Source organism: Leptotrichia sp. (assembly GCF_057270615.1).
The window spans coordinates 1-10980 of sequence record NZ_DBHIXN010000059.1 but is presented as its reverse complement, the minus strand read 5'-3'; the positions used below and the strand labels follow the sequence as shown (position 1 = coordinate 10980).

Annotated in this window: 12 protein-coding genes; 10 read left to right on the top strand and 2 right to left on the bottom strand. The window is 28.6% G+C overall.

Going from position 1 to position 10980, the window contains the following annotated elements; genetic code table 11:
* Positions 1-544 precede the first annotated feature (544 nt).
* Together ACO409_RS09025 and cobS are read right to left on the bottom strand one after the other, a co-directional pair.
* Positions 545-1156, bottom strand: a complete 612-nt coding sequence (locus ACO409_RS09025) for a histidine phosphatase family protein (RefSeq protein ID WP_485556536.1) — start codon at positions 1154-1156, stop codon at positions 545-547.
* 125 nt (positions 1157-1281) lie between these two features.
* Positions 1282-2049: an adenosylcobinamide-GDP ribazoletransferase gene (cobS, locus tag ACO409_RS09020; protein ID WP_485556534.1), complete on the bottom strand. Its 768-nt coding sequence runs from the start codon at positions 2047-2049 to the stop codon at positions 1282-1284.
* A gap of 214 nt (positions 2050-2263) precedes the next feature.
* Between cobS and ACO409_RS09015 the strand changes: the two genes are divergently transcribed.
* From ACO409_RS09015 to ACO409_RS08970, 10 genes are all read left to right on the top strand, one after another.
* Positions 2264-2734: a precorrin-2 dehydrogenase/sirohydrochlorin ferrochelatase family protein gene (locus tag ACO409_RS09015; protein ID WP_485556533.1), complete on the top strand. Its 471-nt coding sequence runs from the start codon at positions 2264-2266 to the stop codon at positions 2732-2734.
* A gap of 52 nt (positions 2735-2786) precedes the next feature.
* Entirely contained in the window at positions 2787-3749 is a 963-nt protein-coding gene (hemB, locus tag ACO409_RS09010) for a porphobilinogen synthase (protein ID WP_485556531.1), read from the top strand.
* Between the two features lie 170 nt (positions 3750-3919).
* Positions 3920-5272, top strand: a complete 1353-nt coding sequence (gene trkA, locus ACO409_RS09005) for a Trk system potassium transporter TrkA (protein WP_485556529.1) — start codon at positions 3920-3922, stop codon at positions 5270-5272.
* 136 nt (positions 5273-5408) lie between these two features.
* Positions 5409-6854 (top strand): TrkH family potassium uptake protein, encoded by a 1446-nt coding sequence (locus ACO409_RS09000; RefSeq protein ID WP_485556527.1) that lies wholly within the window; start codon positions 5409-5411, stop codon positions 6852-6854.
* Between the two features lie 158 nt (positions 6855-7012).
* Entirely contained in the window at positions 7013-7252 is a 240-nt protein-coding gene (locus tag ACO409_RS08995; protein WP_018499712.1) for a type B 50S ribosomal protein L31, read from the top strand.
* 787 nt (positions 7253-8039) lie between these two features.
* Positions 8040-8360: a putative heavy metal-binding protein gene (locus ACO409_RS08990; RefSeq protein WP_485556524.1), complete on the top strand. Its 321-nt coding sequence runs from the start codon at positions 8040-8042 to the stop codon at positions 8358-8360.
* Between the two features lie 43 nt (positions 8361-8403).
* On the top strand, positions 8404-9423 hold the full coding sequence (gene aroF / locus ACO409_RS08985) for a 3-deoxy-7-phosphoheptulonate synthase (protein WP_485556522.1): 1020 nt from the start codon (positions 8404-8406) through the stop codon (positions 9421-9423).
* Between the two features lie 30 nt (positions 9424-9453).
* A complete protein-coding gene (locus ACO409_RS08980) occupies positions 9454-10404 on the top strand; it encodes a tetratricopeptide repeat protein (protein WP_485556520.1) in 951 nt (316 codons plus the stop codon).
* A gap of 65 nt (positions 10405-10469) precedes the next feature.
* Positions 10470-10691 carry a hypothetical protein gene (locus ACO409_RS08975; RefSeq protein WP_485556518.1) on the top strand — a complete coding sequence of 74 codons (222 nt, stop codon included), beginning with the start codon at positions 10470-10472 and terminating at the stop codon, positions 10689-10691.
* 34 nt (positions 10692-10725) lie between these two features.
* The coding region (locus ACO409_RS08970) for an NAD(P)-dependent oxidoreductase (protein WP_485556516.1) at positions 10726-10980 on the top strand (255 nt) is incomplete at its 3' end.

Here is a 10980-nt window from a genome sequence, read left to right as displayed (position 1 = left end):
CTTTCAATAATTCAAATCGTTCAGGATACAAAGGAACGATTGGATTTAAACATACTTTTTAGTGAAAATTTTAAAATTTGATTGATTTTTTTGTTAATTATGGCACAGTAAAAATATTTATGTTAAATCCTGTTTGGAAAATAGAGAAGATATTTTGTTTACTTTCTGGCAAGGGGTTAAGGCCCCTTGTTAGATAATAGATATGTTCGATAACCTAAGTTTTTTTATCTATACAAAGGGTCAAGACCCCTTGCTTCAAGATATTTATTTTATTAAATTCTAAGTTTGTATAGTTATCGAACAGGTCTAATATTTATAACAAATTTATTTTAATTATTTGAAAATAAATATCAGGTTTAATCTAAATAAAAAGATTTACAACATATTCGTTATTCAAATGGGGTTTAGTATAAATTCTAAAACTGCGACTATTTTACTCAAATCCTAAGTTTATATGATTTTTAATAGTTTAATTTTAAACAGATTCGAGCATAGTATAAAAGAACTTAAAGATATTTAATTCCAATATAAAAAAATGTTGCATTTAATATTGTGATTTATGATTTATATAATCAAAATAAATAAATCCATCATCTGTCACAACCATCTTCGTAATACTCCCATTATCCAGCTTAAATTTCCAATATCCATCCAGATTATTAAATAAATAGTAACTAATTGCAGTTTGAATGACACCAGCATGAGCTACAATAAGAATTTTTTTATTTTGATATTTTTCTTTTATTTCATCAATTTTTTTTACAATTCGTTTTTGTAAATCATCAAGGCTTTCTCCTTCTTTTGTTCTAAAATATTTCCAATTATTTTTCATTTCATCAATATAATGCGGAAATTCTTTTTCAATTTCATTATAACTTTTTCCTTCAATATCTCCAAAATTAAGTTCTCTTAGCTCTTTTGAAAAATATTTTTCAATATTTTCATCAAGTTCAAGTAATTCAAGGCTTTCTCTGCATCTTTTCAAGTCGCTTGAAAAAACTATGTCGATTTTTTCATTCATTTCTTCAAGTTTCTTTTTTGTATTTTTTAACTGATTAATTCCAGTTTCATTCAAACCTGGATTCAAATGTCCATAATATAAATTTTTTTTATTGTAATCTGTTTCACCGTGGCGTATAAATAAAATTTCTGTCATTTTATTTTTCCTTTCTTTATTTTTTATTCGATAACCTAAGTTTTTTTATTTCTACAAGGGGTCGTTCCATTACTTTAGGATATTTATTAAATCCTAAGTTTGTATGGTTATTTATTATTTAAATTTTATCTCAAAATAATTCCTAAAAATAAAACTAGAATTGAAGTAAGTTCAAGACAAGCTCCCATTGTGTCGCCAGTTATTCCATCAATTTTTTTTCGTACATTTAACATAAAAATAATTATAAATATAAATGCAATGGATATAGCAACAATTCCTTTTATGCCAATTATGTAAAAAACCAGAATAATTGATAGAGCAAGTGAAAAAATTGCTTCAAAGATGCCATTTTCAGAAATTATGGCATTGCTCATTCCAGATTTTCTGGCATAGTTAGAAAGTCCAGCATTTACTGGGGTTGAAAGTCTGGCAATAATTGGAAAGATTATGAGATATTTTGAGTTTATTGTGATTATTTCAGAGATTAGGACAGTTTTTGTGATAAAATACAAAATTAAAATAACTGTTCCATTTGTTCCTATTCTTGAGTCTTTCATAATTTCTAGCATTTTTTCTTTTTTGGCATAGCTGAATAATCCGTCAAAAGTATCGGCAAGTCCGTCAATATGGATTATTCCTACAATTAAGATTTCTAAAATTATTAAAAATATGGCAATTATTGTTTTGTTATAAAAAATATTTTTTAAATAGACTGTAATTAAAAAATTTGCAAAATATAAAATTAAGCCGATGATTAAGCCGACTAAAGGGAAAAATTTTATTGATTTTCCGAGCTTTTTTTCGCTGTAATTAATTTTTAGCGGTATTGGGATTCGTGTCATAAATTGAATGAGAATGATAAATTGTTCAAAAAAATTTTTTATGTACTTCATAATATCTCCATTTTTATTTTTTAGATTTTTTTGTTTATTTTCGTAGTTATCAAATAGATTTATTTTATCATTTTTATATAAAAAAATCACGTTATTTTTGTTTTTTTTGTAAAAAAATAGTGAAAAAAAATATTATGTTTTAAATTGCTTGTTTTTCTTTTTAGAATATGTTATTCTATTGTCATCAAATAAAAAACAGAAGGAGCATTAAAATATGTGGTTTCCATTATTTGTAAACTTAAAAGATAAAAAAGTTTTGGTTATTGGTGGCGGAAAAGTTGCGTTTAAAAAAATTAGTAAAATTATGGAATATGAGGCTGATATTACAGTTATTTCGGAAAATATTGCAGAAGAGAAGTTGCTGGAACTAAAAAATTTGAGAATAGAGAATAATAGAAAAATTGAAAATAATAAAGATGAGATTGAAAAACTTGTAAAAGAGTATTTTTTAGTTATTGCAGCTACGGATAATGAGGAATTGAATGAAAATGTGGCTGAAATTTGTGATTCTAAAGGAATATTAATCAATAATGTATCTTCAAAAACTAAGATGAATTCGATGTTTGGAGGAATTGTAAAAAATGATGAATTTCAAATTGCAATTTCTACAAGTGGAAAAAATTGTAAGCGTTCACGTGCGATGAAAAGTGAAATTCAAAAGGTTTTGGATAGAATTGAAAAATAAAAAAATCTGATTTTAAATTTAAAATAGAGAAAATGAAAAAGGTGAAGTAAAAATGTTTAAAAGACATAGAAAATTGAGAAAAAATGAAGCTATAAGAAATCTTGTAAAAGATGTCTATATTGCAAAGGAGGATTTGATTTATCCAATTTTTGTTGAAGAAGGGGAAAATATAAAAAGTGAGATTCCGTCAATGCCTGGAATCTTTAGGTATTCAATTGACAGACTTTCAGAAGAGCTGGATGAACTTGTAAAATTGGGAATAAATTCGATTTTGCTTTTTGGAATTCCTAAAACAAAGGATGCCTGTGCTACACAAGCATATAATGAAAATGGAATTGTTCAAAATGCAGTTAGATTTATAAAAAAAAATTATGATAATTTTCTTGTAATTTGTGATATTTGCTGTTGTGAATACACAAATCATGGGCATTGTGGAATACTTGATGAAAATGGTTATGTCAAGAATGATGAAACTTTGGAAGTTTTGGGGAAAATAGCACTTTCCTATGCAAAGGCTGGAGTTGACATTGTGGCTCCATCAGATATGATGGATGGACGTGTGGAAAAAATTTCAGAAGTTTTGGCTCAAAATCATTTTGAAAATATTCCAATAATGGCATATTCAGTAAAATATTCATCTGCATTCTATGGCCCTTTCAGAGATGCGGCAGATTCAGCACCACAATTTGGCGATAGAAAGTCCTATCAGATGAATTTTCAATATTCAAAGGATGCAATAGATGAAGTTGACGAAGATTTACGGCAAGGAGCGGATATTATAATTGTAAAGCCTGCGATGGCATATCTTGATGTAATAAAAAAAGTAAGCGATAATTTTGAAGTTCCGATTGTGGCTTATAGTGTTTCGGGGGAATATTCGATGGTAAAGGCTGCAGCTCAAAATGGCTGGATTGATGAAATGAAAATTGTGATGGAGCAAATGTATGCTATGAAACGTGCTGGAGCAAATGCAATTATTACTTATTATGCAAAGGAAGTTGCCAAATATATTTGAATCCATTTAAAATTGAATTATCAAAAATTATATAAACTTAATGTTTGAGTAAAATAGTCATAGCTTTTGAGTTTGATTTTAAATTAGTTTTACTATGATAGTATAAAAGTTTTGACTACTTTTTTAAATAAAAAAAATAAATAAAAATTTTATAAAGAAAGAGAAAAAATATGAAAATAGTTATAGCGGGAGCTGGTGTTGTTGGAGAATCGCTTTGTAGTGAACTTTCAGCAGAAGGAAATGATGTTATTCTTATTGAAAAGGAAGAAAAAATATTAAATAAACTTGTAGAAACTTATGATATAACAGGACTTGTTGGGAATGGAGCTTCTTATGAAACTTTGCTGGAAGCGGGAACAGATACTGCTGATATTTTTATTGCAGCTACTGAATTAGATGAATTAAACATAATTTCTTCTATTATAGCAAAAAAACTTGGAACAAAATTTACAATAGCAAGAGTGAGAAATCCTGAATATAGTTCAAATATGCAGTTTGTAAGGGAAGGGCTTGGAATTTCACTTATGATAAATCCTGAACTGGAAACTGCTAAAAGTATTGCAAATAAATTAATGTTTCCAGTCGCTTTAAGTGTAGAAAACTTTTTTGGTCAAAGAGCTGGATTTATTTCAATAAGAGTTCAAAAAGATAACTTTTTAAATGGGATGCAGTTAAAAAAACTTGAATTTAGTTCAAAGGACAAAGTGATTATCTGTACTGTTAGAAGAGGTGAAAATGTATTTATACCAAGTGGAGATTTTACTATCTTAGAAGGGGATATTGTCCATATTGCAGGATCAAAAGAGGCAGTACATAAATTTTATGATAAAATTGAAAAAAGCAATTTAAAAATTGATTCTGCACTGCTTGTTGGTGGAGGAACAATTTCTCACTATCTAATAGGAAAACTGCTGGAAAACAAAATTAAAGTAAAAGTTATAGAAAATAATAAAGAACGTGCAGAAAGATTAAGTGAGTCGTATCCAAGGGCAATTGTAATAAGAGGAGATGAAGCTGATCAGGAATTTCTGATGCAGGAAGGGATAAGTAATTATGATTCAACTGTAATTCTTACAGATAGTGACGAAGAAAATACAGTTATTACAATGTTTGTAAATTCCATAACAAATTCTAAATTAATCACAAAAATGAACAGGACTCTAATGCTTTCAATACTTGAAAAAAATACAAGAACATCTACAGTTGTACCTAAAAAAGTTATTTCTGATATGATAATAAGCGTTGTAAGATCAAAAACTGATATGCGTGGTTCTACAATGAGCTTTTTATATAGGCTAGAAAATCAAGTAGAATTTATTACTTTTGAAATTAACAAAAATAGCTGTGCTATTGATATTCCATTAAAAGATTTAAAAATAAAAAAAGGTACGTTAATTGCGAGCATATTAAGAGACGGAAAAATGATTTTTCCTGGAGGAAATGATGCAATAAAAATTAACGATAGCGTGATGGTCGTTACAACAGCATCTTCAATCGAAGATTTTGATGATATTTTAGAATAAAATTTAAATATGTGTTACTATAAAAGTAAAATCTATAAAAATAACAGCAAGAATTTTTTATTAAAAATTTTAGAATTAAGCTAAAAAATACTGCTATATAAACTTTTGATATGCATATTGGGTTTAAGGAGTAAAAATGAATAAAAAAATGATAAGTTTTATAATCGGAAAAATACTTATACTTGAGGCTGGCTTAATGGTCTTGCCTTTGATTATAAGTTTTTTATATAATGAAAGTGCAAAATATAAAATTGCTTACGGATCTGTAATAGCTCTTCTTTTGGCAATTGGATTTGCACTTTCGGCAAAGCTTCCTGAAGATCAGAGGATTCAAGGAAGAGAAGGGTATATAATAGTGTCCTTATCTTGGATTCTGATGTCTATATTCGGAGCATTGCCATTTGTGTTTACAAAGGAAATACCATCGTTTATTGATGCTTTTTTTGAAATTGTAAGCGGATTTACAACAACAGGATCAAGTATAATAACAGATCTTACTAAAATTAGCCATTCTAATTTGTTTTGGAGGAGTTTTACCCATTTTGTGGGAGGAATGGGAGTTCTGGTGCTAGCACTTGCAATTTTTCCAAGTTCTGCAACATCGGTTCACGTAATGAAGGCTGAAGTCCCTGGACCAACATTTGGAAAATTAGTTTCAAAGTTGTCAACAACTGCCAGAATGCTTTATAAAATTTATATTGTTATGACAGTAGTTTTAATAATTTTATTAATGCTTGGAGGGCTTGATTTATTTGAATCTTCACTTTTGGCATTTGGTACAGCTGGAACGGGTGGATTTGGAGTAAGAAACGGAAGTATTTTACCATATAATAATCCTTATGTTGAAATAGTGCTTGGGATTGGAATGATAGTGTTTGGAGTAAACTTTAATATATATTATTTTATTTTAATTGGAAAAGTAAAAGATGTATTTAAAAATGAGGAATTGAAGTATTATTTGTTAATAATATTTGGGGCAATTGTATTAATAGTTTTAAATATTTGCAAAAGCTATGGGTCAATTTTACATTGTATAAGAGATGTGTTTTTCTCAGTTTCGTCAGTTATTACGACAACAGGTTATTCTACAGCTGATTTTGGAAAGTGGCCATTATTTTCGCAAGTTATATTATTGATTTTAATGTTTTTTGGAGCATGTGCAGGATCTACAGCTGGAGGACTAAAAATCTCAAGAGTTATTTTAATGGTAAAAATTTACTTTGCAGAAATAATTCAAATGATAAGTCCCAATCGTGTAGTTGCAATAAAATATGATGACAAGCCTGTAAATATGAAAATGCAAAAAAGCATTGCAGTATACTTTTTAGTTTATTCCTTGGTTTTTGGAGGAATATTACTAATGATCTCTTATTCTACAACTGACTTTATGACAGCTTTTAGTGCTGTTGCTGCTACATTTAACAATATTGGGCCTGGATTAGGAAAAGTTGGACCAGCATTTAGTTTTGCTGAGTTAAGTGATTTCTCAAAAGTAATTTTGAGTTTTGGAATGCTTGCAGGAAGATTAGAGATTTTTCCAATGTTAATATTATTTTCACCAACAGCTTGGAAATTGAAATAGAAAAAAATTTAAGAGACATTTTTTTATTAACTTGAAAAAATCTATATAAAATGAAGTTTTTATTATGTCAATACTTGAAAATTAGGAAAAAATATGGTATTATAGTATGAAATATTGAAAATAATCATAGTTATAAATAGAAAGGAGCATAGGCAATTATGAAAAAAGATTTACATCCATCATACGGATTTGTAGTATTTGAAGATACAAGTAACGGAGAAAAATTTTTAGGAAAATCAACTAAAACTTCTAAAGAAACAACAACTTTTGAAGGGAAAGAATATCCAGTAATAAAAGTTGCAACAAGTTCAACTTCTCACCCATTTTATACTGGGAAATCTAAATTTGTTGATGAAACTGGAAGAGTTGACAAATTTAAGAAAAAATACAACTTATAATTTTAACAAAAAAATAGCAAGAAGTCGTAGGCTTTCTATAAGTGGGAGATGAATTGCATTTTTGATTGATATTTATAGCAAAATGTATTACACTAAATATATCAGGGTAGGAACTACCCGAAGAGCTTGGTAAATATATTTGGCTAGTCATATGCAGATACTTCCCAAGAAGCTCCCGCTTCTAAAAGCGGGAGTAGTTCACTGGTTGACAATGTAAATAATATTTGCTATTATATAATAAATCATTTTAAAGTTGAATTCAAAAGTAATAATTGGTTTATTTGAGTAAAGTAATCATAGTTTTTGAGTAGTTTTAGACCAGTTTTACAACAGTATTTATAATTTGATTTTGAAAAGGTTTGAATATTTGGAAAATAATTAGTAGGATAGTAGGGTAGAAGAAATTTAATTTTATGAAAAAAATAAAAGATAATTTAGTAGTTTAGAAAAAATGTAGTGATGAAGCATTGAAGGAATTTATAAAACAAATAAAAATTTATATTTGTTTAATTTTGAAGGACATTTTATGCCTAACAGTTATTGAATAATTTTAAGGGTAATTAAATATAATTGTAGACACAGAGGTTTAGTATAATAATTGCTTAAAGTGCCTTATAATTTGATCTGGATTGATGAGAAAAAATTTTAGATGTAATAAATAGACTATTAAAGTATCATAAAGTATATAAATTAAGTATATATAAATATTTAGATTTTATCCTCTCCTAAAGTTATTTTAAGAGAGTTTTTTTTTATAAAAAATTACGGAAATGAGGTGTAAGTAAAGATGATTATTACAACCACGAATGAGATTCAGGATAAAAAAGTTGTGGAATACAAGGGAATTGTCTTTGGAGAAGTTATTTCGGGAGTTAATATGTTTAAAGATTTGGGAGCAAATTTGAGAAACATATTTGGAGGAAGATCTAAAGGATATGAAAATGAACTTTTGGCTGCAAGAACAAATGCTTTGGAAGAAATGAAAACTAGAGCGGCAGCTATGGGTGCAAATGCTGTTATTGGCGTAAAAATGGATTATGAAGTTTTGGGAGCGGATAATGGGATGCTTATGGTAACTTGCAGTGGAACAGCTGTAACAATAGATTAATTTTATAAATAACTAAAATAAAAAAAGAATAGGAGAAGGAATTATGATTATTAAAGTAGATGGTGGAATTGATGAAAAAGTTTTGGAGCAATTAATTAAGAGATTGGAAACAGAAAATAACGTAAGTGTAAAATTAATTAAAGGAAAGGATTATTCTATTTTGGGATTAGTTGGAGATATTAGTACAATTGATATTAAACATATACAGTCACTTGACTACGTTTTAGATGTTCAAAGAGTGCAGGAGCCATATAAGAGAGCAAGCAGAAAATTTAAGCCAAATGATACTATTGTAAAAGTAGGAAATGTAGAAATTGGTGGAAATAATTTAGTAATGATGGCAGGACCTTGTTCTGTTGAAAATGAAAAACAGATTATTGAAACAGCAAAAGCAGTAAAAGCAGCAGGAGCAACTATTTTAAGAGGGGGAGTAGTTAAACCAAGAACATCGCCTTATGCATTCCAAGGATTGGGAATGGAAGGTGTGGAACTAATGAAAAAGGCAAAAGAAGAAACAGGGCTTCCAATAGTTTGTGAAGTAATGTCAATATCTCAGCTTGATGAATTTGGACCACATTTAGATATGATCCAGTTAGGTGCAAGAAATATGCAAAACTTTGATTTGTTAAAAGCAGTAGGAAAGACAAATATTCCAGTACTTCTAAAAAGAGGATTGAGTGCAACAATTGAAGAATGGTTGATGTCAGCTGAATATATTTTAGCTGGTGGAAATGAAAATGTAGTTCTTTGTGAAAGAGGAATAAGAACTTATGAAACAGCCTACAGAAATGTATTGGATTTAAATGCAGTTCCAATGATTAAAAAATTGACACATCTACCAATAATTGTAGATTCTGCTCACGCAACAGGAAAATACTGGATGGTAAAACCATTAGCAATGGCAGGAGTGGCAGCAGGAGCAGACGGATTAATGGTAGAAGTTCACCCTGAACCAGATAAGGCATTGTCAGATGGACCTCAATCATTAAAATTTGAAGTGTTTGATGATTTGATGCAAGATGTAGAAAAAATTGCAAATGTTCTAGGAAAAACTTTTAAATAATATTTAAAAATTAAAAAAGGATTTTGTAAAATGGAAAATGATAATGAAAAAGCTTTCAATGAAAGAAAAAAGCGTCTAATTAAAGAGGGGGAATTACTGCAAGAGAAAGTGAGAAAAGTAAGTGATGAAAATGAAGAGATTTCCCGAAAGGAATTGATGGAACTGCTAAAGAAATATGACGATTATATATTGGAGTTTCCTGAAGAAGTTAGTGGATATGGAAATCGTTCTATTGTATTAGAGAGGCTTGAACTGTATGAATTGGCAATTAATGACTTGAAAAAAGTGATAAGTGATTCTAATTTAACATTGGCTCATCTTAGGTTGGCATTTATTTTATTAAAAGTTGGAAAGATGAAAGAAGGATGGAAGCAATATGAGTGGCGACGTATGACTTTGGGATTTCAGGATAATAATTTTGTGGATATCATTAAACAAATTGGACTTCCTTATTGGAATGGAGAAAAAATTAATGGAATTGATAAATTGTTTGTTTATCAGGAGCAGGGAATTGGTGATAATATTCAGTTTTTTAGATTTTTATTGGAATTAAAAAGATTGAAAATAAATATTTCAGTTCTATATAAGCCAGAATTAGATAATCTGTTTAGGTTTAATTTAAAGAAAAATGGAATAGATATTCATGAAAATGGAGAAAAAATAAAAAAAGAATATAAATATCAAGTTTTATCAATGAGCTTACCAAATATTTTAAAAATGTATAATTTGAAAAAAATTCCTTACAAATCTAAATATTTAGAAATACCGCCTGAATTTAAAAAGAAATGGAAAAATAGATTAGAAGAAACAGATAAAAAAAGAATTGGAATATTTTGGAGAAGTAATTCAAAATTTAGAAGCGAATCTAGAAATGTTTCATTAAAAAAAATAGAAGATTTGTTTGAACTGAATTATGAATTTCATAGCCTTCAAAAAGAATTAAATAGCGAAGAAAAAAATAAAAAATATGGGGGGGGGTAGAAAACCTCTATTTCTGGGATGATGAGCTAAATGATCTTTGCGATACAGCGGCATTGATTGAACGAATGGATCTAGTTATCACAGTAGATACTGCAGTTGCCCATCTTGCGGGAGCTATGGGAAAGCCCACTTGGATAATGCTTTCATATGATTCTGATTTTAGATGGCTACTAAATAGGAAAGATAGCCCCTGGTATGACAGCGTAATACTTTTTAGACAAAAAGAAAATCAGTTATGGGATGACGTTATTGAAAGAGTAAAAGAAGATCTAGAAAAATTTATTTAAATTAAAAAAGGGGGTGTTTATAATTTTTGAAAAGATGGAAAATTTGAAAAAAATAGAAGATTTAACAGTAACGATAGTAGGGCTTGGAGTAATTGGAGCAGCTTTTGCAGAAAGTTTTAGGGAAATTGGTATTAAAACAATTTATGGGATTGATATTGATGAGGAAACTTTGAAAAAGGCTGAAGAGAAAAATATGATAAATAAAGGGTTTCTTGAAACTAAGGAACCTTTAGAAAAATCAGATTTTGTTGTAATTACTCTTTATCCTAACTTGATGAAATCGTTTTTT